Genomic DNA, 21,919 nt, shown 5'->3' with positions numbered 1-21,919 from the left:
AATAGGCATGAACGGAGAATGTGAGGTGAATAATGCCGGTTATTGATTATAAATGCCCAAGCTGCGGGGGCAGCATGGCCTTTGACAGCACGAAAGGCATGTTGGCTTGCAGTAGCTGTGGGAGAACCGAACGGATCGAGGACTTTCCCGATCCCCTGAAGCAGTCTGTTTTTACAGATAATGAAGCCAGAGAGTATCACTGCAATAGCTGTGGTGCGGACTTGATGACCGATGCAGAGACGACAGCTACCTCTTGTAGCTTTTGCGGCTCGCCGGTTGTGCTTGCAGATCGTCTGACAGGACGAAGAGCTCCGGTGAAGATCATTCCGTTCTCCATCAGCAAGGAGGAGGCGATCGCAGCCTTCAAGAAATGGTGCCGGAACGGCCTGCTTACGCCAAGGGGCTTCATGACAGCGGACCGGATCAAGGGAATTACAGGGATCTATGTGCCTTACTGGCTGTATGATCTGGACAATGATATTGAAGTACAGGCCCGAGGCACGAAGGTCCGCAGCTATACGAGTGGCGACTACCAATATACCGAGACAAGCCATTATGATATTTATCGCAAAATACGTCTTAATTACGTCGATGTGCCGATTGATGCCGCCGCCAAGATGGATGATCATATGATGGATAAGCTGGAGCCATTCCCTCTCAGGGAGCTAAAGAGCTTCAAATCACCTTATTTGGCCGGATTCATCGCGGAGAGCTACAGCTATGATGATGGAGAGCTGCTGCCTCGTGCCAAGAGCAAGATCAGCTCTTATATTGATTCCTATATTCGTAACTCCATGGCAGGCTATGCCACCGTGACGAATGTCGATAGACAGATTGATACGCAGATGAAGGATGCTGACTATGTCCTGCTGCCAGTGTGGATGGTCGTCTATGATTACAATCGCATGGAGCATGCCTTTGCCATGAATGGTCAGACAGGCAAGGTGGTCGGCAAGCCGCCACTCAGTAAAATGAAAATGGCTACCTGGTTCGCGGGTATTGCCGGGGCAACACTGCTTACCTTGAAGATTGCATCCTTCATGATGGGAGGAGGCTTCTGGTGATGAGAAGATTCGGTATATTGCTGACGGTACTGCTCATATGGACAGCCGGAGCATTACACGGGCCTATAGCTTCTGCTACAGCTTCTACAGCTACTTCTACAGAGCACAAAACCTTGATCTATGACGAAGCGGGCTTGCTTAATCCGCAGGAAGTGGAACGACTGGGTATACTGGCTAACCAATACAGCGCGAATCGTGAGACGGATATGATTGTGTACACGACCAATAATCCTGAGAATACCGATGTAATTCTGCTGACACAGAATTTTTATGATGAACGGGCACCTGGATATGACCATGCGCATGGGAATGCAGTCATTCTGACGCTGGATATGTACAATCGTGATGTCTATCTGGCCGGCTTCTACAAGGCTGAAGATTACCTCGATAATGGGAGACTGGATAAAATACGTGCACGCATCACACCGAGATTATCAAGCGGTGATTATGCTGAGGCGTTCCAGATCTATCTGCAGACAGCAGATCGCTATATGGGGTATCCGCCGGGTATGAATCCGGACAATATTCTCTTCAATGGCTGGTTTCAGCTCATTGTATCCTTGGCAGTTGGAGGGGGAGCTGTAGCGATCATGGCCTATCGGTCTGGCGGGCGAATTACCGTGAATGGCAGCACCTATGAGGATAGTGGTACATCAGGCATACTGCAGCGCCGGGATCAATACCTGCACACGACGACGACAAAGACCGCAATACCGAAGAACAATTCTTCGGGTGGCGGTGGCGGTGGAACGACGGGCGGAGGTCATTCCCATAGTGGCAGCAGGGGTTCATTTTAAATGTAGGAACGAGTTCAGGATACATTCACAAGGTTGACGACGAAGGGGTGGAGAATTGTGGGATTTTTTAGAAATCAGTTTGCGAATGTAGTGGAATGGGAAGAATTCAGAGATGATATGATCTTCTGGAAATGGAGCAATCGAGAGATCAAGAAAGGGAGCAAACTGATCATCCGACCGGGTCAGGATGCTATCTTCATTAATAACGGCAGGATTGAGGGCGTATTTGAGGATGACGGAGAGTTCAACATCGAGTCGGAGATTATTCCTTTTCTGTCAACGCTCAAAGGCTTCAAATTCGGCTTTAACAGCGGGATGAGGGTCGAGGTGCTCTTCGTCAATACGAAGGAGTTCACCGTAAAGTGGGGTACGCAGAACCCAGTGCTGATCCCAACTGCGCAGCTTCCAGGCGGAATGCCGATTCGGGCAAATGGAACCTTTAACTTCAAGGTAAGCGATTATGTCACGCTCATTGACAAGATTGCCGGTGTACGAAGCAGTTATCTGGTAGATGATGTGAAGCTGCGTATCACGTCGGTGTTAGACCAGCTGCTAATGAAGTGGATTAGCCGAGAAGGGAAGGATATGTTCAACCTGCAGGCTAACGCTTCGGATATTGCCCGGGGAATACGTGAAGACCTCGATATGGAGGTTATGGATAATGGCATAACCATTACAGGCTTTCATGTGATGAGCTTCAACTATCCGAAGGAAATACAGGATATGATTACGAAGACGGCCTCACACGAGATGGTGGGCAATGTGCAGAAATACCAGCAAATATCTATGACGGATGGTATGGCCTCCGGGAAGATTCAGGGTGGGGGCGCCGCTGCGGATATGGCTGGAATGATGATGGGGATGAACATGGCTAGCGAAATGCTGAAGAATATGAATCAACAGGGCCAGCAGCAAGCTAACTCACAGCAAGCCAACCAACAGCAGGGTAATCAGCACCAAGGCAGCTCACAATCGGGTCCACAGCAGCAAGGTGGACAGCAGTCCGGAGGTCCTACGAGCGGTCAGACGTCAGGTTCTGCTTCAAGCGGAGAGGGTGCAAAACGACCGAACTTTTGCCCCAATTGTGGTACAAAAAACGAGGGAGCGAACTTTTGTCCTAATTGTGGACATAAATTAAGTTCGTAACTGTGAATTTTTTACTTGCTAATCCTGCAGACATGGACTATGATGTACATTATAAGTAAGCGTATACAGTTTGCGGGTTGTAACTGTTGAATCAGGCAAAACCGACTATCTTGGGAAAGGTAGGGTTCTGCCTTTTTCTATATACTGGAGCGATTTCTGTATATTGGAGTGGATAAGGTGAAGATCGAGAAAGTGCTTAACAATAATGCAATCGTGGCCCTCAAGGACAACCAGGAAATGATCGTGATTGGCCGCGGCATCGCCTTCCAGAAGCGCCCTGGTGATGTCGTCTCTGAAGAGCACATTGATAAGATATTTACTTTACAGAACGAAGATATACAGGAGCATTTCAAGACGCTGATCTCCAGTATACCGATTGAATACATGAAAGTGTCGGAAGATATCATCGCGTACGCCAAGCTTAAGCTAGGAAAGAAGCTGAATGACAGCATCTACCTGCACCTCACGGATCACATTTATTTCGCAATTGAGCGGTATAAGAATAACCTGCCGATTAAGAATGCCCTGATCTGGGAGACCAAGCAACTGTATAAGGAGGAGTACGAGATTGGGCTTGAGGCGTTGAACATTATATGTGACCGCTTTGGCGTTATTCTTCCAGAGGATGAGGCCGGATTCCTGGCACTTCACCTCGTCAATGCAGCCTTGAATGAGGAGATGCCCAATATTCGCAGCATGACACAGGTCATGCAGGAGATATTGACGATCATCAAATATCATTTTAAGACGGATTTGAATGAGAACTCGCTGAATTTTTATCGGTTCGTCACACATTTGAAGTTCTTTGCCCAGCGCTTGGTTAAAGGGAATCATTACAAGAGCAACAACGACGATGAATTGTTCAAAATGATTCAGAAGAAATACCCCGAGGCCTATAAATGCACGCAGAAGATTAGAAAATTCATCGAGAACAACTACACGTATCAACTAACGGATGAAGAGATGATGTATCTGACCATTCATATCGAAAGAATGGCCTATAACACAGAAGAATAATGCTTGTAACTAGCGAACAGGGTTGTAACTTATGAAGGCAAAACCTGGGTTGCTGGTATGGAGTCAGACTCGGATATTCCGGTTCTGTTGCTTCAGACCAGTGGCTCAGGTTTTTTTGAAGCTCAAGGTAATACTACAAACAAAAAAAGAGGGAGACATTCCAATGAAATACGATCAATTGGCGAAAGATGTCCTGTCCCGAGTCGGGGGCAAAGAGAACGTAAACAGTGTATTCCACTGTGTGACACGGCTTCGTTTCAAGCTGAAGGATGAGAGCATTGCCAAGACAGAAGAGCTCAAGGCGTTGCCAGGTGTCATTACGGTTATGCAAAGTGGTGGCCAATATCAGGTCGTTATCGGTAATGAGGTACCTGATGTGTACAATGCGCTAATTAAGGTAAGTGGACTTCGTGCTGAGGGCCAGGTAGAGGCGGAGAAGGAAGAGGGCCCTAAGGGCAGTCTGCTCAGCCGTTTCATTGATATTATCTCTGGCGTGTTCACGCCATTGCTGGGTCTACTGGCTGCAACAGGGATGATTAAGGGTTTCAATGCCATGTTCAGCTCCTTCGGCTGGATTGAACAGACCTCAGGGACGTATCAGCTGTTAAATGCGGCAGGGGATTGCTTGTTCTACTTCTTCCCGATCTTCTTGGGTTACACCGCGATTAAGAAATTCGGCGGTAATCCATTCCTGGGTATGGCGATCGGGGCCTCCATGGTCTATCCGACACTGGCGGGGCTGAGAGCTGGAGATCCGCTGTACACGCTGTTCCAGGGCACAATCATTGAATCGCCGATTCATGTTACGTTCTTGGGTATTCCAGTCATTCTGATGGATTATTCATCGACGGTTGTACCGATTATCATTGCGACGTACTTCGCAACGAAGGTCGAAGGGGTGCTGAGACGCATCATTCCAGGTGTCGTAAGAACATTCCTGGTTCCATTCTTTAGTGTACTGATTGTAGTTCCAATTACGTTTATGGTGATTGGCCCAATATCCACTTGGCTCAGCCAATTGATCGGTGCTGGCGCAGTAGGCATTTATAACCTCAGCCCGACAATTACAGGATTGCTGGTAGGCGGATTGTGGCAGATTCTCGTAATATTTGGTTTACATTGGGGGCTCATCCCGGTCATGCTCCTGAATATTTCTCAATTTGGAGAAGATCCGTTGCTTGCCATGATATTTGTGCCATCTTTTGCTCAAATCGGTGCTGTAGTAGCTGTAATGATTAGAACTAGAAATTCCAAGCTGAAGACACTCAGTGTACCTGCATTCATCTCGGGTCTCTTCGGTGTTACAGAGCCAGCCATTTATGGTGTGACACTGCCGTTGAAAAAGCCGTTTATTATGAGCTGTATCGCAGGCGCTGTCGCAGGTGGCTTCCTTGGACTGATGGGCGTTAAGAACTATATGCTCGGTGGACTTGGAATTTTCCAGATCCCATCCTTTGTAAGTCAAGCAACAGGTATTACTTCTAATATGTACTATGGAATCATTGGTGCAGGGATTGCCTTCGTACTGGGTCTGGTACTGACTTATGTAGTGGGCTTCAAGGACTCGGCTGAGACGACTGCAGCTCCTGCACAGGAATCCAAAGAGCTGGAGCCTAATCCGAATGTACGTCATGACATCTACAGCCCGATGGAAGGTGAAGTTGTAGATCTGAAATCCATTGATGATATTACCTTTGCTGGTGAGCATATGGGCAAGGGGATTGCGATTCGTCCAACGAGCGGTAGAGTAGTATCCCCTGTGAACGGGGTTGTACAAACTGTATACCGTACCAAGCATGCGATTGGTCTGGTTAGTGATGATGGTGTGGAAATGCTGATCCATATTGGTCAGGATACGGTTCAACTGAAGGGTAAGCATTTCACAGCCCACGTAAAAGATGGCGATCGTGTTCAAGTGGGAGACCTTCTGGTGGAATTCGATCTGGAGGCGATCAAGCAAGAGGGGTATGAGACCGTAACACCGATTATTGTGGCAAATACCTCCAACTACCTCGATGTAGTAGGTGTTGAGGCGACTGCGGTAAAAGAAAAGGATAAGCTCCTTACGGTTATGGGATAATTCCGTACGTTGAATAGAGGATGTCAGATAGATCGCATCAAACCAACAACATGATTCGTCAAAGGGCAGCCTCGGGAAGAGGTTGCTCTTTGGCTATAACGATACATAGCAGGATGAAGTGTCATGCGGCACCTATCTATATCATCTACAGTACCATCTGCACCCATCTATAGCCATCTTCAGCCATCTCCACAGCATGAGGAACGGCTCTACAAAAGCAGATAAAATCAGATTATTGAGCACGATAAAATTTTTTGCTATGTTTTCTGCAAAACATGTAACTTTTTCTTCGACAATTACCGACAATATATCTTATACAATCTTTATGCAAAGAATATGAAATTACTCATTGAGATGACAATAATCATTTAGGTAATGAGCGAAAGGTAGGTTATCCCCCGTGGAAATTGTTGAAGCTATACTGAAGTCAATCCCTTATTTCAAATCTATGATGCGTGAAGAAGTCACCATTACTGTTTTTGACCGGACTCATGTTCTAGGTTACTTTGAATCGGAGGGGATAAGTCTGGGTTTCAATGTAGGCGATCCTATGGCTCCAGGATTTGAGAACTTTGCGTCTCTCAAGAATGGACGAGAAGCTACATTGGTGCATCTTCCTGCGGATCTGTTCGGCGTACCGCTCGATATGATCAATATCCCGATCTTTGACGATAATAATGAGGTTGTTGCTGCCTTCGCTGTCAGCTATAACGTCACTATGCAGAATGAGCTGGATAAGGTCATTACTAATAACCGTGAGAGCACAGAGAACTTGGTTGAGATGGTGCAGCAGGTAGCCGCACATTCCGAGGAGCTGCAGGCGACTAGCGAGCAGATTCTGCAGAATACGCAGCAGGCGGTGCAGAATTCCGCAAAAATTAATAAAGTAGCCGAGTTCATCAAGGAAATCTCTGAGCAAACGAACCTGCTTGGCCTGAATGCGGCGATTGAAGCAGCACGAGTAGGAGAAGCGGGTGCAGGCTTCGGTATCGTTGCTCAGGAGGTACGCAAGCTATCTGTAGAATCCAAGAAAGCAACTGTCGATATTGAGGGTGCACTGCGTGATGTGCAGGAGTCGATCCGTCAGATGGAGAAAGAGCTGGAACAGGTCGTAACCTCATCACAGGAGCAAGCCAAGATGGTATCTTCCTTTATAGACATTACCGAACGCATGCACAAGAGCAGTGAAGCGTTGCAGCAGGTAGCCAATAATCTGACCTCCTATCAGGTGTAAGCCTTAGAGGAATTGTAGAGTTGGTAAGTGAGTAAGTGGTAAATGGATCAGCGTAGAAAAAGATAGTGACAAAGATAGAAGAGCCCCACATCCCCGGATATGAGCTATGAGCTGCAGGCTGGACACTTTGAGACAAAGTAATCTGCCTGAGCCATATTTCTATGATAGGGAGTGGGGCTCTATGTTTTGGAGCTGGAAAGTTTGCTCTGCCTATTCCAGATTGGCATGCATGCCATACATGCGTTGTCCGGTCTGCTGGGTGCGCTCCATAATCCGAAGGATAAGTGCATCTCCGCATAGCAACAGGGATTGCTCAAAAAGTGAGCCCATAGGCTGGATGGTTACACTGCTACTGTCGTTATTATCCTTGGGTGCTCCTGGCAGCTGGATGGCTATATCCGCCATCTCACCAATTCGTGAATTGGGAGCGGTCGTCAGGAGCGCAACGGAGGCACCGAGTGCCTTGGCCTTGTTCGCCATAGCAGCCAGGCCTGCCGTCTCGCCTGACCCGGAGCCAATCAGGAGGAGATCACCCGCTCCGATTCCTGGTGTCGTTGTCTCTCCGACGACATAGGCTTGCTGACCAGCATGCATGAGTCGCATGGCCAGTGAGCGCATCATGAAGCCGGAGCGACCTGCCCCGGCACAGAAGATTCGCTTGGCACCCAGCAAGGCCTCTACCAAGGGCTCGGCTGCTCCATCCTTCAGGAGCCCGGGAGCGGTCTCCAGTTCGGAGATAATGTGTGCCAAATACTCATGTGTCTGCATACTCTTATGCCTCTTGGCGGACCAGCTGCTGCATGCGGCTTGCTACCGCTGCTTTGTCCTCTACACCTGTAATGCCACCGCCAACAATGACGAGGTCTGGCTTGGCTGCAATGACCTCTTGCAAGGTGTGCTCTTTAATGCCGCCAGCTACAGCGGTCTTGGCTTGGCTAACAGCCTTTTTCACCGTCTTCAGGCCTTCAAATGGGCTCTCACCCTCAGCTTGCAAATCATAGCCGGTATGAACACAGATATAATCGACGCCGAGTGCATCCACTTCGCGTGCACGTTGCTCCAGGTTTTTAATACCGATCATGTCCACCAGAATTTCTACGCCACGCTTACGCGCTTCCTCAACTGCACCCTTAATAGTCGCATCCTCAGCTGCAGCAAGAATGGTAACGATGCCAGCACCTGCCTCAGAAGCCTTCATGACCTCATAGCCACCTGCGTCCATGACCTTCAGATCAGCGAGAACAGTCATTTCAGGGAATGCTTCCTTCACAGCCTTCACCGCGTGCAGGCCTTCATTAATAATGACTGGCGTACCAATCTCAACGACGTCAATATAGGATTCAACCTCTCGAATCAAAGCGATGCCTTGTGGGATATCTACCAGATCCAGAGCCAATTGCAATTTCATATTTGTCCACTCCTTCATTATTTGTACTATAGGTTTACCGTTCTGCCAGCGACCAATGCAGTCCTGACCGGCTTGGACATTATTTTAAGTTCATAGCCGTGATAAAGAAAGTACGCACTATTTTGTAACGTAGTCACCAAAAAGAAACTATGGAGAGCTGGAATATCCCGTGAAGCCGTAAGTTTGTGCTCCTTCAGAGGCTACCAGGTCTCATATCACAATGCTGTGAACGCAAAAAAAGCAGGCCATCCATTCAGGAGGACTGCTGAGCTGACTTGCCTCAAAGCTGTAAGCTTCAAGCTATACGTACTTCAGGGCTGAGCATGCTCCAGATGCTGCTGATGACGGCTTCCCCACACGGCCATGACATCCAGCAGATCGCGTACACTTGAGCCATATTCGGTTAATGAATATTCTACTTTGGGCGGGACCTGAGAGTATACCTTGCGATGGATAATTCCGTCATCCTCCAGCTCCCTTAGCTGCTGGGTCAGCATTTTCTGGGTTATTCCCGGCATATCACGGCGCAGCTCGCCAAAGCGCTTTGTGCCATCTGTCAGATGGCACAAAATAACGGGCTTCCATTTTCCACCGATGACCTTTAGCGTTAGTTCAACCGCACTTTTGAATTGTTGATCTCCCATCCTCATTACTCCTTCGTCCTGTCTTATTGCATTCATTGTATCGGACTGTACGAGGTTCTGCAAAACAAGTCATGAGCCCACGCATTTCTCTGGCTAGACCAATATGCTGTTTTGAGCATTTTGCCTGAATGGGAATCTGAGTCAGCCGCAATCAAATAACTACCACCAATTTAAGCAGTAAAATGCTGAGTCCAAATATAAGAATGGGTGAGCTGATTGGCGACATTTGCAGAGGCACTCGCGTTGAAGACAAGATTAGCCCCGAGATTATTGAAGAATGTCCTGGTGCAGGCCGTGGGGGTCGGATATGCAGATCCCACGCGGCCAAGCAAGGGAGCGGCTGTCATTATTTATACACATAAAGGAGTATCTTACTCTTCACTCGGGATGAGCCTCGGGCCGACGGTATTGAAGCAGGAGAAGTCAGGTCATGCTGTGCGGGTGGTTCAGGCCGCGAGACTGAATGCGCATGTCTGCTATCGAAGCCGAATACGTCCAGTTCCAGCAGGCTATAGCGTGGGGACGGTTGATGGCTCCGGGACCGCAGGACTGATCGTTGTGCCTGTAGCGGACAAGGAGCATCGGTATTTGCTCAGCAATAATCATGTACTAACCGATCCTGTGAATTCACGTCGCTGTGTGGCAACAATCCAGCCTGGAGGCGCAGATGGTGGGCGGAGCAGAAGAGACCAGATTGGAAGGCTGTACCGTATCATCAGATTGAAGCGTCGCGCTAAAAATTATATGGATGCCGCATTGTCGAAGCCCTTTTGCAGCAAGCTTCTGGACCCAAGATATGCGACAGTAGGTACCTTGCCAGGCTATGTAACATCTTACCGAGTCGGAGATCGCCTCGTGAAGGTAGGGCGTACTACGGGAAGGGTATCTGGAAGGGTCGACTCTGTCCATACCGATGTGCAGGTCAGCTATGGCGAAGGGCTCGGCACCATTACCTTCCAGGATCAGACCATTATCGCGGGGAAGTGTGCTGTCTCTCTGCCGGGAGACTCGGGTTCGGTCTGGCTGACCTGCCGGGGTCACTATGCCGCTGCTGTGAATTATGCGGGCACAGATGATGGCAAGCTGTCCATTGCCTACCCGGTGAGTTGGTTCATGCGAGCCTTTCGGATGCAGGTAGCGAGACCAGCAGGGAAGGGAGCAGCGAGGGTCAAGTGCATCCATACAAAGGGAAATCCCGCCTATGCCAGGCAGCTTAGCCAGAAGGAAATCCAGGGTTTGTGCATGACCCGACCTTTTAAGCTCTGAGGTGTGGACCGGTCATCAAGCAAATGTTTAGAGAGATCATTTTAGAGAGGTCATGAAGTAATAGCGTATGAGGTAATGAGTCAAAAAGTAATAGCGCAAAGAAGTAAAGAGGTAAAGAAGTGGTGGGATATGAAGTAATAGCGTAAAGAATTCGTGGGATATGAGGTAGTGCGATAATAATGTAATAAATGTGACCGTATTATTGTGTGAGTAGGGATAATGAATAATTTCGCTACTCTATTTTGGTACAACATACAATTCAGCTTCCAGCAGATTGCTAATCCATAGTAGAGAATATAACATGATGTATAAAAATCGTGATAACTCTGACATGTTATCTGACATTGAATGCTGGGTTAGAACATGAAGCTACTGATGGGGGCGGAGTAAATGAGTGTGGAGGCGTTAAATGAGCGTGTGCGGACAGACCTTGGATACCTGGCCTACCGTGGGGCAAATTGGGTACGTGAGCATCGCCATCCGGAAGGGCACGTCTACGATGTTATTGTAGTGGGTGGTGGTCAGAGCGGATTGGGCATCGCTTTTGGACTGCTGCGAGAGCGTGTGGCGAATATTCTGGTCATTGATGACAATCCAGAGGGGCAGGAGGGACCGTGGGAGACCTATGCCCGCATGATGACGCTTCGTACACCGAAGCATATCACCTCGATCGACCTCGGGATTCCTTCTCTGACCTTCCGCGCATGGTGGGAGGCTCAGACGGGCACTCAGGGCTGGGAGATGCTGGACAAAATTCCGCGACAGCACTGGATGAGCTATCTGCGTTGGTATCGTCAGGTGCTCCAGCTACCTGTACGCAACGAGGTCAGGCTGACCTGGATTGAACCGATCGAACGTGGGCTTCATCGTCTACATGTAGACGGTGCTGGTGCTCCCGCCGAGACGCTGCTGACTCGCAAGGTTATTCTGGCTAATGGCATACAAGGCGGAGGAGAGTGGCACATCCCGTCTATGATCAAGGAGCAGCTCTCTTCCGAGCTGTATGCCCACACCTCACAGCCTATAGATTTCAATTCGCTGCGGGGTAAGAAAATTGCTGTACTTGGTGGCGGAGCCTCTGCGTTCGATAATGCCAACTATGCGCTTGGCGAGGGTGTGGCTGAGGCTCATGTGTTCGTACGGCGCGGGGAGCTGCCACGGATCAATCCTATCCGCCAGATGGAGCTGTCCGGGATGATCGAGCGTTACGCTGCACTTGGAGATGCTGACAAGTATGCAGTAATGTCACACTTCTTCAGGCATAATCAGCCCCCGACGAATGATACCTTCGAACGTGCATCCTCCTGGCCAGGCTTCCACCTGCATCTTGGTGCGCCTTGGGAAGCTGTGGAACAGACCGACGCTGGGGTGCGTATTACCACACCGAAGGGAGTGGATTCATTTGATTATCTGATCATCAGCACAGGACTTCTGACGGACCCGGCACTGCGCCCTGAGCTGAGAAGTGTGGAGCCAGTTATTACACGCTGGGGTGACCGATACACGGCTCCAGAGGAGGTAGCGAACCCGCTATTGGATCTGCACCCATATCTGAGTCAGGGCTTTGCCTTCATCAGCCGAACCCCGGAAGGGGAAGACAGGCTACATGGTCTGTTCAGCTTCAACTATTCGGCGCTGATCAGCTGCGGCTTATCGGCCTCGGCTTTGTCAGGCATGCGCTTTGCGATCCCCAAGCTGGTCGGCGCCGTGACGGATCAGCTCTTCCTGGATGATCGGGAGGAGATTCTGGCTGATTTCTTCGCATATAGCGAGCCTGAGTTCACCGGAGCATGGCCAATAAGAGCATAGCCTAGCTAGCGACCAAATCGGTATTCCTTGGGGGAGTACCCCGTATGCGTGCGGAACAGCTTGATGAAGTAGCTGGTATTGTCATAGCCCAGTGATTGAGCTACCTGCTGTGTCGTAATGTCTGACTGCTCGAAGGCTTCCTTGGCCTGCTCCATCTTGATGCGTGTCACATATTCAATGAAGGTCTCGCCGGTCTCGCTCTTATAGATTCTGCTAAAATGGCTTGGGTTCATGCCGAGATGTCTCGCAACGTCCTCCATGCTAATTTTCTCATGCAGCCGTGCCGAGACGTACTTCTGAGCTTCATGGATGACAGGACGCTTGGATTGCTGGGCAATGGATTCTGCCAGAGTAATCTTGTCGCGTACATATCCGTCAATGAATTCCTGCAGCTCCTCCAGCGTATTGAACTGGAGGAGCTTCTTGTGCAGCGTCTCAGCAGAATGACCGTGGAAGTGCAGAAGAGAGCTGTACTTGACCTCGATATCCATCAACAGCTTGAGCAGGAAGGCTCGCACGGCATCGACCTGGAAGCGTCCGTCCCGAATGTACTGTGTCCATTCCCGAACGATACCGCTGCAGCGATCCCGATCCTGTACAGCAATGACCTGCTTGATATCATCCAGCGCCTGCTGGTAGCTACTAAAGATATCCTCGCTCGAGGTTGTAAAATTTGTACGCTTGTAGATGCTTCCCTCTGCTGCATAGAAACGTTGATTGTCTGTAACTAGTAGCTCCTGCATCCCCTTACGCAGCTCTGCCGGGGAAGAGAAGGGCTCGGACATGGCAGCCGACATCCGGATGTGCAGCCGCTGAAATGCACTCAACAGTGAGGTTAGATGCCCACGTACGACCTCGTACTGGTTCTGCTTGATCGTCTTCGGGAAAGGAAATAGCAGCAGCGTCTCCTGCTGGCTGAACTGGAAGCTCACGCCGATCCCTGCGCGGTCGATCAGCTCTTCAATGACATTATCGAAAGCATAGCCCATGAGAGTGCCATTCTGGAACCGTCTTTGTAGCAAGTGGGCGTTGTTAGGATATAACAGCACAGGCATGTAAGGTGTCGTATGGATATGAACGCCCAGCTCCTGCAGCTCACGCGTCCATCCTGCCTCGTTAATCACGGGATTATGCAGGGATTTGCGCATGAATTCGGCTTTGTACAAGGAATGAGTCTCGTGTACGATCCGTTGCATCTGTAGCTTCTTTTGCTGCTCGGTCAGTTCCCCTTGCAATTTGTCCACGATATTGCGCAGTTGTGTCGTAATCTCCTCAGGCTGCATGGATTCCTTAAGTATATAGGCGGTCACCCCGATGGATACGGCTTGCTGTGCGTACTGGAATTCATCGTGGCAGGAGAGAATGATCGTCTGCAGCTTAGGATTTCGTTCCTTCAGCTGACGAATGAGCGCCAATCCATCTACCTTGGGCATGCCGATATCCGTAACGAGAATGTCTGGCAGCGTCTGCTCGCAGCATTCCAGAGCTTCGCTACCATTGTGGCAAAGGCCAATGATCTCAATTCCAAGCTCCTTCCACGGAATCGAGTGCTGCAGGAATTCCAACACAGGGTAATGATCATCAGCCAGCAGTGCTTTCATCATACGTATCCCATCCTTTCCAGGGAATGTAGAGTTGGACGCATGTCCCTTCCCCCGGTGAGCTATCAATTCTCATATCACTGTCCTTGCCATAGATAAGCTGCAGACGGTGGTACACATTGTTCATGCCGATCCCTGACATGCCCTGACGCTGCGCGGAGAGCGTGTTGGTATCCATCCTGAGATTCCGGTTCAGCTCCTCCAGCTGATCAGGAGGAATGCCCTGACCGTCGTCTGAGACAGTGACGATGAGGAGGTCTTCTTGTATTTCCGATGTAATGCAGATTGTGCCGCTACCCTTCTCCAATCCATGGATGAGCGCATTCTCAATAATGGGCTGGAGTACAAAGCGTGGCATCATGACGTCCAGCGTCTCGGGAGCGAGCTCCGTCTCGTAGTGGAATGGTTCACGCAGCGTTACCTGCATGAGCACCATGTATTCCACACTGATGCTGATCTCTTCATCGAGTCGTACCATACGGTCCTGGCGTTGGATCGTCATGCGCAGTAGCCTGGACAGGGAGCTAAGCAGATCGGCGCTCTCCCGATCGCCTCTCAGCCATATTTTCATACGGATCGAATTGAGAATATTGAACAAAAAATGCGGGTGAATCTGGGCTTGTAGCATGGATAGCTCAGCCTTGCGCTTGTTCTCTTGCTCTGTCGTGATTTCCTCTACCATTCCTTCTACCCGGTCCAGCATTTTATCAAAGGATTTGGCCAGCATGCCTACCTCATTCTCCCCGCGAATACCCGAGCGCACGGAAAGGCGGTCCGCTTCGATACTGGCAGCAACCCGACTTAACGCGACAAGCGGCTTGGTGAACTGGCGCAGCAGATAAATCAGAATTGTGACGAACAGGACCATGAACCCAACCTGCCACAGGAAATTAATCCAGTAAATCCGGTTCGCTTTGGACACCGCGTCATCATAAGGAATAAGACTGACGATCGACCAGTTCTCATAGGGCATCTTCTCCATGGCATACAGATAGGAGACACCATCAATGGAGATCACAGGTGATTCCTTGGCACTGTGCTCATTCATAGCATTAAGATGAGGGAAGGTCTCACCCACACCCTCTTGTCCGGCCAGAATTCGACCGTGGTCATCTACGAGTAGAATCGTCTGCTCCTTGTAGGCTTCGAAGAGCTCAGAGATCCGTTTCTCCGAAATGCTGACGACGAGGTACGCGTAGGGTCGTGTGCCCGATGTACGGAGCGTGCGCACGAAGGTAATGACCTGAGGATTACGCTCCTGTTGATTCTCTACATAGTTGGGCTGAATACCCAACCACTTGTTCTGATAGGCAGGCAACTGGTCCATCGTCTTGAACCACGGCTCCTCCATGAATTGGAGAGGAGTGAACTGGTTCATGAGCAGGTAATTGGTATAGAAGCGTTGATCTGGCGTGAGCACGGTCACGAATACCCCATCCTTGTCATGCGTCAGCGAGTTGATCCGTTCGGTAACATTATAGGTGCCGCGATAGAAGGTATCCTTGTAATTGCCGCTCTTCAAAAAAGGGGTGATGCTGCTGTCGAACTCCAGATGATTGGCAATGCTGAACAGACCCTGTATGGTGTTCTGAAGCTGCAGCTTGACGAGCTTGAGCGATTCAGAGGCATTCGTCACAGCCTGCTCCTTGATCAGATTGTTGGTGAACATACCGCTGATATAGACGACAAACCCAAAGGGAATAATCAGGCATATTAAGGAGGTCAAAATAATCTGGTGTCTCAGCTTGGAGTTGCGAATATATCGAAGCATATCATTCATCCTCTTCAGGTAGTTCGGCATCATTTCCTATTTTTATTATAAAGCGCTTCCAAAAGGCATGCACCCCAAATTTTTTGTAAGGGGTCATAGAAGGCTGATATTCCGCGTGTGAATTACGATGCAGAGCACTTCGGCATCAAGTCTGTAGGCAATCCTGCGTTCATGGCACTGTACTTGAGAGGTCAGAATGGAATATTGGCTAAATGCAAGGAATTAGGACACCGCATAAGCGGGTCCTAATCCGTGGGATGAATCTATGAAGATGTAGTGCGCTATTGATTCGCGCTAATCAGGTTCTTAATGTTGGTCTGCGCATTGGTGACGGCCGTATCCAGATCCTGAGCACCCAGCAGCATTTTCTCCATTTCGTTCATCAGGGCTTTATCCAGCTCTTCTTGATAAGGTACGGAGATGTACATCTTAGCAAGCTTTGTGGCATCAAGCACATGCAGCAGGGATTCCTTGTCGATCAGCTTCTCTGCATCAGGACCAGAGGTCATCTTGTCAATCAGAGCCTGGGAGTCCGATTTAGCCCAGCCGTTCAGGTATTTACCTTGCAGCTCCATACCTTCTGTAGTGAACCATTTTGCGAAGGTGTAGGCTTCTTGCTTGTGCTTGGATTTAGCATATACAGTTACAAAATCACCATCTGCCTTACTTGCAATCGGATCGCCAGCTTTAGCTGTCGGATAAGGAGCGAAGGCTGTCTTGAAGTTCTGCTTGATCGGTCCGTTACCGGCTGCTTCTGTAATCATCCAGGAACCGATCATCAGCATGCTAGCTTGACCGTTCATGAATACATTCCGATAGTGCAGCTTCTGGCTAATAGTATCCTCATAGGGTACAGCGGAGCCTTCCTTGGCAGCACGATCACGAATCGCGAGCCCTTGGCGGAACAGGTCGTTGTCTACATTCGGTGTACCGTCAGACTTGATTACGTTGTTGTTCTCCAGTTGACCCATCAGTGGCAGCATGGAGTAGTCTACCCATGTGTGGAAATAGGTACCGTATTGCTTGGAAGGGCCTTCACCCTTGGTCAGCTTCTGTGCATAGTCGAGATACTCATCCCAAGTCCATTCGGTCGGTACAGGTAGGCCTGCTGCATCCAATTGGTCTTTGTTCAGCATGACGAAGTATTGATTGACTTTACCAGGGAAGGCATAGTGCTTGCCATCAATGGCCGTGTCCACTTGATATTCATCGTTGAATGTCTGGCCGTCCTTCTCCAGATACTCATCGAGCGGCTCCAATACGTCAATCGCAGCACGCTGAGCATAAGCAGTTGGGTTATTCATAATCATAACGTCCAGCTCTTCGCCAGAGGCGATCGCAAGGTCAATCTTCTTCATCGTCTCGTTGGCGTCATTCAGAACACCTACGACGGATTCTACTTTAATATTCGGATGTTGCTTCTCGAATTCAGCAATAAGCTTGTCGAAGCCCTCGATTTTGTCATCGTACCAGTGGAAAAACTTGATTGTGACTTGTTCATTGCCACTCTCACCGGAACCAGAGGAGCTTTGCTCATTCGCAGAGCCTCCGCAGGCAGTCAGTAATAGAGAGAGAAGCAGCACCGCGCAAAGGCTGATGGAGACAGAGCGCCGTTTTTTCATGGATATAACCTCCCTGTGTGTATGCTTTCTTTATAATGGATGAAACGCTTACATTGATCATCCTATCATTTGCACTGACATGCGACATGCAACTATCTTTTTGAAAAGCAAAATATTTTGACTTCATGTGCGTTATTCGATGTTAAAGTTGTCATTACTTTATGAAGTGTTTCTGTTAGGAGTATCCTTTAACAGTTATCTTGCGCATGTCCAGTGCATCGATATTATCCCTTAACGCCGCCGACTGCGATGCCTTCAATAACCTGTTTTTGCCCGATGATAAATATAATGAGCAGCGGAATGATAGCAGATACCGCTCCCGCCATGATCAGTGAGTAATACTGTCCGTAGGCGTCGGCAAATTTGTTGATACCCAGTTGGAGCGTATACAAATGATCGGAGCGTAGGAAGATCAGTGGATTCTGATAGTCATTCCACGTCCAGATAAAGCGCAAGATTGCATAGGTTGCAATGGATGGACGAACGAGCGGGAACGCGATCTGTGCGAAGATTCGGATATGACCCGCACCGTCGATCTTGGCCGCTTCGATGAACTCCTGATTAATCCCCAGGAAGAACTGACGCAGCATGAACGTCCCCATAACACTGAAGCTACCCAGCATGATGAGTCCCAAATGGCTGTCGAACAGGCCAAGCCAGCGGTACAGAATGAACTGCGGCACGAGAATAGCTTGCCCTGGAACCATGTAGGTGGCCAAGACGATCAGGAAAAGAAACTCTCGCCCACGGAACTGGATTTTGGAGAAGCCATAGGCCGCCATACTGGATACTGTTACAGAGATTAGAACTGTTAATAAGGTTACCTTAACGGTATTCCAATAGTATAAGGCAAACGGATAGTTCCCGGCCCATACCTGCGAATAGTTCTGCAGGGCATTCCAGGTCGTCGGAATCCATTCGATTGGATATTTGAAGACATCGGCTTCGATCTTGAAGGATGTGGACAGCATCCAGATGAATGGCAGCAGGAATATGATCCCGATAATCAGCATAATCACGGTCATGATCAGCTTGCCGGACTGCCCTTTAATCGATTGTAGCATAGACATGTTCCCTCCCTTGGAGCCTCATTAGTAATTGACCCATTTCTTCTGTGCGACCCATTGAATACCCGTAATCGCCAGTACCATGAGCAGCAGGACAATCCCCATGGATGAAGCATATCCGGTCTTCAGATTCACGAATGCCGTGTCGTAGAGATAATACACCATTACAGAGGTGGAGCCGGCTGGTCCGCCCTCGGTGAGGACCTTGATCAGATCGAAGATCCGGAATGTAGAGATGACACCAGTTACCAGCAGGAAGAATGATGTTGGTGACAGCATAGGAACCGTAATGAATCTGAATTTGTGGAAAGCATTGGCCCCATCAATATCAGCGGACTCATACAGGTCCTTTGGAATGTTCTGCAGTCCTGCCAGATAGAGGATCATGTAGAATCCGATACTAGTCCATACGTTAATCATCATGACCGAGATCAAGGCAAAGTTCGGGTCAGCGAGCCATTTCGGTGGGCTGCTCATTCCAAGGGACATCAGGAACTGGTTCACTGGTCCATAGGAAGGGTGGAACAACACTTGATACACGATAGCTACAGCTACTACGCTGGAGATGTAAGGCATGAAGAAGATGACCTTGAACATCCCTTTCAGGAATACCTGCTTGTTCAGCACGACGGCCAGCACCAGCGAGACAATCATCGTGACCGGAATGACGATCAGGAGCAGTAGGTTATTAACTAAGGATTGAATGAACAACGGGTCCTTCGTTAATTTAATAAAGTTGTCCAGACCCACGAATTTGATCCTGTCCAATCCGGCGACGAAGTTCCAGTCCGTCAAGCTCAGAACGATTGTAGCCAGAATCGGAATGAGTGTGAATACGAATAAGCCAGCCAGCATCGGACCGACAAATAGATATCCCATGAGTGTTTCTTTGCCGTTTTGACCAGCTGAACGGACCTTTGTCTTGCGCCATCCGGTCTGTTGTGTTTCTGCCACGGCCGTGTTGCGATTCCCTTTCATAGTCATCCCTCTCTCTATAGAATTTAGCAAATGAGTTCATTACGCATCTGCGCTGCAGCGTCTGTGCCTGGTCCCAATATGTTGTGCCAGGGACAGCTCAGCGCTTGCTCTATACTCCACATTGTAGGCAGGGAGGGGTGTCCATACATGAAATATATTTTTCAGTTTTGGAATTATTGTGCGCGTCTGTGCGCCGCAGGAATAGAAGAATGCTTGATGTAGACCCATTTGAGCCAAGAAATCAAGGTCTAATCATGCTCAGAAGACGGTGTACATCGGTAGCTTTTATGGCAATGAACGCGATAGCTTCTATAGATAAGTCAAAAAGCTTTGTGAAAAGAAAAATATGTTCCATCTGCTGCAAGAACAAGCCGAGTATAATGGGGGCATAACCTCAAGATTAAGGAGGAAGAATGCATGTTCACGTCTGCCGAGATACGTCAGGCCCTGCAGGATGGACCTCCCGCTTCGTTCCCTGTCATGAAGAACAGAGAGCGCTGGGAGATGATAGGCAGAGCGGATGTATTGCAAGCACTAACGAACGAAGTCAGGGAAATGGCTCATCAGGATGCCCACAGCGTGCCACCTCGCCTGACCTACTCCCTGTATCGGCTATTCGCCGAGACGGGTGACCGGACGAACTATCAGGAGGCTTATTTCGAACGGAGACGCCGTCTGGCGAGTCTGGCATTGAGCAGCTTGTTGGAGAATAGTGAAGAGCTGATCGCACCGCTGGAGGATATGCTATGGGACATCTGTGAGGAATTCACCTGGAGCCTTCCAGCACATATATCATCCACCCAGGATATTAGCAGTGTTAGCACGACGGTGGATCTGATGGCTGCAGAGACAGCACAGGCGTTGGCCGAGATTGCGGTCTGGCTGGGGGATAAGCTAAGTCCTGAGCTTGTTCGAAGAATTCGCTATGAGGTGGATCGGAGGGTGCTGCGTCCAGCCTTCGAGGGCCCAGTCCCGTTTCACTGGGAGCAGGCGACACATAACTGGGCAGCCGTCTGCGCAGGAGCTGCGGGCATTGCCGCATTGCTGCTCGTGCAGGATCGAGACAGGCTAGAGCGGATATTGAACAGAGTGTGTGGATCAATGGCCTGCTTTGTAAGCGGATACGGTAATGATGGCGGATGTGCTGAAGGGCTGGGGTATTGGGTATACGGGTTCGGCTATTATGTGTACTTCGGTGACCTGTTATATGAATATACCGATGGCAGGCTGGATCTATTAAGCCAACCAAAGATTGCTGAGATTGCCTTGTTCCCTGAGCGTATTCACTTTGCTGACGGTGTATCCGCGAACTTCTCGGATAGTGGCGAGATCGAGCCTCTTCCTTCAGGGTTGCTCTCCAGACTATCTGTACGGATACAGCATCGTTATTCGCTCCCGCTCACGGTTCCGGCTTTTGGCGAGGACCCTTGCTACAGATGGTGTCACGTCTCACGTAACCTGCTGTGGACGAAGGAAGAGGCTCTGGGACGGGCACAGGCTACAGAGAGCCATTACTTGCCGGAGCTGGCCTGGCTTATTACAAGAGGTATCTTGGAGAATTCGCAAGGCGAGAGATTGACTGCAGGTCTGGCCGTCAAAGGGGGACACAACGACGAGCCGCACAATCATAACGATCTGGGCCATGTGACCGTGCATGCTGGAGGAGAGAATATCCTGTGCGACCTTGGAGCGGGGGTGTACACGAAGGCGTACTTCTCAGACCAGCGTGATGAGATTGTGAATATATCGTCCCGTTATCATTCTGTGCCCATCATCAACGGACAGGTCCAGCACTCGGGCAGGCAGGCAGCCAGCATCGTTCTGAATGTGCAGTATGCACCTGACAGTAGCTCTATCGCACTGGATCTGACGGGAGCATACGAGGTGGAGGGGCTGCAGTCGTACAACCGCTCTCTGGATTGGCAATGTGCGGAGCCTGACACGAGGCGTGGAGATCGTGCCGATTCGGGAGATGTGCTTACGGGAGCGAACGGAAATGATGATGCCCTGACCAAGTTGGAAAAATACACCTCACATACAGCGTTTGGGATGCAACATCCCCCTGCAATGGCCTCACTGACGATTCGGGATGTATTCACGTATACAGGTTCTGCGGCACCGCTGGAGGTAGAAGAGCGATTCATTAGCTGTCATCGGCCTGAAGTGACTGCTAGCAGCATATGCTGGACAGGAAGCAAGGCAGAGGTTGAACTCACTTATGATGGAGAGCAATCCAAGGTGGAGGTTACCCCGGTAGCGCATCTGGACCATGACGGGCATCCCTTTACCTTCTACGTTACTGCCATAACAAGGAGTGGAGTAAGTGAGCCTGCTGACCCGGCAATATCAGGGCATCCGATGGTTGAGACTTGGGAGATGAATGTGACGATTCGGGCGATTTGAGCGATTTGCAGC

General features: G+C 49.5%; 17 protein-coding genes. 9 read left to right on the top strand and 8 right to left on the bottom strand.

What is annotated here, in order from left to right:
• Positions 1-32: 32 nt before the first annotated feature.
• The 6 genes from D328_RS0121040 to D328_RS0121015 all read left to right on the top strand — a co-directional run bounded on the left by D328_RS0121040 (position 33) and on the right by D328_RS0121015 (position 7,338).
• On the top strand, positions 33-1,064 hold the full coding sequence (locus D328_RS0121040) for a hypothetical protein (RefSeq protein WP_018887020.1): 1,032 nt from the start codon (positions 33-35) through the stop codon (positions 1,062-1,064).
• A complete protein-coding gene (locus D328_RS0121035; protein ID WP_018887019.1) occupies positions 1,064-1,861 on the top strand; it encodes a TPM domain-containing protein in 798 nt (265 codons plus the stop codon). The genes D328_RS0121040 and D328_RS0121035 overlap by 1 nt, the downstream gene beginning before the upstream one ends.
• A 57-nt stretch (positions 1,862-1,918) precedes the next feature.
• On the top strand, positions 1,919-3,007 hold the full coding sequence (locus D328_RS0121030; protein WP_018887018.1) for an SPFH domain-containing protein: 1,089 nt from the start codon (positions 1,919-1,921) through the stop codon (positions 3,005-3,007).
• A gap of 177 nt (positions 3,008-3,184) precedes the next feature.
• A complete protein-coding gene (licT, locus tag D328_RS0121025) occupies positions 3,185-4,024 on the top strand; it encodes a BglG family transcription antiterminator LicT (RefSeq protein WP_018887017.1) in 840 nt (279 codons plus the stop codon).
• A gap of 163 nt (positions 4,025-4,187) precedes the next feature.
• The gene (locus D328_RS0121020) at positions 4,188-6,104 is read left to right on the top strand and encodes a beta-glucoside-specific PTS transporter subunit IIABC (protein ID WP_018887016.1); all 1,917 of its coding nucleotides are present in this window, start codon (positions 4,188-4,190) and stop codon (positions 6,102-6,104) included.
• Between the two features lie 448 nt (positions 6,105-6,552).
• Complete coding sequence (locus D328_RS0121015) at positions 6,553-7,338, top strand: methyl-accepting chemotaxis protein (RefSeq protein WP_051091184.1); 786 nt, start codon at positions 6,553-6,555, stop codon at positions 7,336-7,338.
• A gap of 210 nt (positions 7,339-7,548) precedes the next feature.
• On the opposite strand, the gene hxlB is transcribed toward D328_RS0121015, so the two are convergent.
• The 3 genes from hxlB to D328_RS0121000 form a co-directional block, all read right to left on the bottom strand.
• On the bottom strand, positions 7,549-8,106 hold the full coding sequence (gene hxlB, locus D328_RS0121010) for a 6-phospho-3-hexuloisomerase (protein ID WP_018887014.1): 558 nt from the start codon (positions 8,104-8,106) through the stop codon (positions 7,549-7,551).
• A gap of 4 nt (positions 8,107-8,110) precedes the next feature.
• Positions 8,111-8,746 (bottom strand): 3-hexulose-6-phosphate synthase, encoded by a 636-nt coding sequence (hxlA, locus tag D328_RS0121005; RefSeq protein WP_018887013.1) that lies wholly within the window; start codon positions 8,744-8,746, stop codon positions 8,111-8,113.
• Positions 8,747-9,057: 311 nt separating this feature from the next.
• Positions 9,058-9,390 (bottom strand): winged helix-turn-helix transcriptional regulator, encoded by a 333-nt coding sequence (locus D328_RS0121000; protein ID WP_018887012.1) that lies wholly within the window; start codon positions 9,388-9,390, stop codon positions 9,058-9,060.
• Positions 9,391-9,606: 216 nt separating this feature from the next.
• On the opposite strand from D328_RS0121000, the gene D328_RS0120995 reads away from it, so the two are divergent.
• Complete coding sequence (locus D328_RS0120995) at positions 9,607-10,656, top strand: chymotrypsin family serine protease (RefSeq protein WP_018887011.1); 1,050 nt, start codon at positions 9,607-9,609, stop codon at positions 10,654-10,656.
• Positions 10,657-11,046: 390 nt separating this feature from the next.
• Positions 11,047-12,465 carry an FAD/NAD(P)-binding protein gene (locus D328_RS0120990; RefSeq protein ID WP_018887010.1) on the top strand — a complete coding sequence of 473 codons (1,419 nt, stop codon included), beginning with the start codon at positions 11,047-11,049 and terminating at the stop codon, positions 12,463-12,465.
• Between the two features lie 5 nt (positions 12,466-12,470).
• Here the strand turns inward: D328_RS0120990 and D328_RS0120985 are convergent, their stop codons facing one another.
• From D328_RS0120985 to D328_RS0120965, 5 genes are all read right to left on the bottom strand, one after another.
• Positions 12,471-14,069 carry a helix-turn-helix domain-containing protein gene (locus tag D328_RS0120985; RefSeq protein ID WP_018887009.1) on the bottom strand — a complete coding sequence of 533 codons (1,599 nt, stop codon included), beginning with the start codon at positions 14,067-14,069 and terminating at the stop codon, positions 12,471-12,473.
• Positions 14,047-15,837, bottom strand: a complete 1,791-nt coding sequence (locus D328_RS0120980; RefSeq protein WP_018887008.1) for a sensor histidine kinase — start codon at positions 15,835-15,837, stop codon at positions 14,047-14,049. The genes D328_RS0120985 and D328_RS0120980 overlap by 23 nt, the downstream gene beginning before the upstream one ends.
• Positions 15,838-16,118: 281 nt before the next feature.
• Positions 16,119-17,459, bottom strand: a complete 1,341-nt coding sequence (locus D328_RS0120975; protein WP_018887007.1) for an ABC transporter substrate-binding protein — start codon at positions 17,457-17,459, stop codon at positions 16,119-16,121.
• A gap of 224 nt (positions 17,460-17,683) precedes the next feature.
• Complete coding sequence (locus D328_RS0120970) at positions 17,684-18,523, bottom strand: carbohydrate ABC transporter permease (protein ID WP_018887006.1); 840 nt, start codon at positions 18,521-18,523, stop codon at positions 17,684-17,686.
• A 27-nt stretch (positions 18,524-18,550) separates the two neighbouring features.
• Positions 18,551-19,504: a carbohydrate ABC transporter permease gene (locus D328_RS0120965; RefSeq protein WP_018887005.1), complete on the bottom strand. Its 954-nt coding sequence runs from the start codon at positions 19,502-19,504 to the stop codon at positions 18,551-18,553.
• A 417-nt stretch (positions 19,505-19,921) separates the two neighbouring features.
• Here D328_RS0120965 and D328_RS29520 point away from each other — a divergent pair, with 417 nt between their 5' ends.
• Entirely contained in the window at positions 19,922-21,907 is a 1,986-nt protein-coding gene (locus D328_RS29520; RefSeq protein WP_018887004.1) for a heparinase II/III family protein, read from the top strand.
• Positions 21,908-21,919: the final 12 nt, after the last annotated feature.

It is taken from the genome of Paenibacillus massiliensis 2301065 = DSM 16942 (genome assembly GCF_000377505.1).
Taxonomy (GTDB): domain Bacteria; phylum Bacillota; class Bacilli; order Paenibacillales; family Paenibacillaceae; genus Paenibacillus; species Paenibacillus massiliensis.
Note: the sequence above shows the minus strand (reverse complement) of the source record. Positions and strands in the feature narration are given on the sequence as shown.

Bases quoted from the DNA above. Each gene is read 5' to 3' on its own strand.
- D328_RS0121040 (WP_018887020.1), top strand. From the start codon at position 33: ATGCCGGTTATTGATTATAAATGCCCAAGCTGCGGGGGCAGCATGGCC.
- D328_RS0121035 (WP_018887019.1), top strand. From the start codon at position 1,064: ATGAGAAGATTCGGTATATTGCTGACGGTACTGCTCATATGGACAGCC.
- D328_RS0121020 (WP_018887016.1), top strand. From the start codon at position 4,188: ATGAAATACGATCAATTGGCGAAAGATGTCCTGTCCCGAGTCGGGGGC.
- D328_RS0121015 (WP_051091184.1), top strand. From the start codon at position 6,553: ATGATGCGTGAAGAAGTCACCATTACTGTTTTTGACCGGACTCATGTT.
- hxlB (WP_018887014.1), bottom strand. From the start codon at position 8,106: ATGCAGACACATGAGTATTTGGCACACATTATCTCCGAACTGGAGACC.
- hxlA (WP_018887013.1), bottom strand. From the start codon at position 8,746: ATGAAATTGCAATTGGCTCTGGATCTGGTAGATATCCCACAAGGCATC.
- D328_RS0121000 (WP_018887012.1), bottom strand. From the start codon at position 9,390: ATGGGAGATCAACAATTCAAAAGTGCGGTTGAACTAACGCTAAAGGTC.
- D328_RS0120990 (WP_018887010.1), top strand. From the start codon at position 11,047: ATGAGTGTGGAGGCGTTAAATGAGCGTGTGCGGACAGACCTTGGATAC.
- D328_RS0120985 (WP_018887009.1), bottom strand. From the start codon at position 14,069: ATGATGAAAGCACTGCTGGCTGATGATCATTACCCTGTGTTGGAATTC.
- D328_RS0120980 (WP_018887008.1), bottom strand. From the start codon at position 15,837: ATGCTTCGATATATTCGCAACTCCAAGCTGAGACACCAGATTATTTTG.
- D328_RS0120975 (WP_018887007.1), bottom strand. From the start codon at position 17,459: ATGAAAAAACGGCGCTCTGTCTCCATCAGCCTTTGCGCGGTGCTGCTT.
- D328_RS0120970 (WP_018887006.1), bottom strand. From the start codon at position 18,523: ATGCTACAATCGATTAAAGGGCAGTCCGGCAAGCTGATCATGACCGTG.
- D328_RS0120965 (WP_018887005.1), bottom strand. From the start codon at position 19,504: ATGAAAGGGAATCGCAACACGGCCGTGGCAGAAACACAACAGACCGGA.
- D328_RS29520 (WP_018887004.1), top strand. From the start codon at position 19,922: ATGTTCACGTCTGCCGAGATACGTCAGGCCCTGCAGGATGGACCTCCC.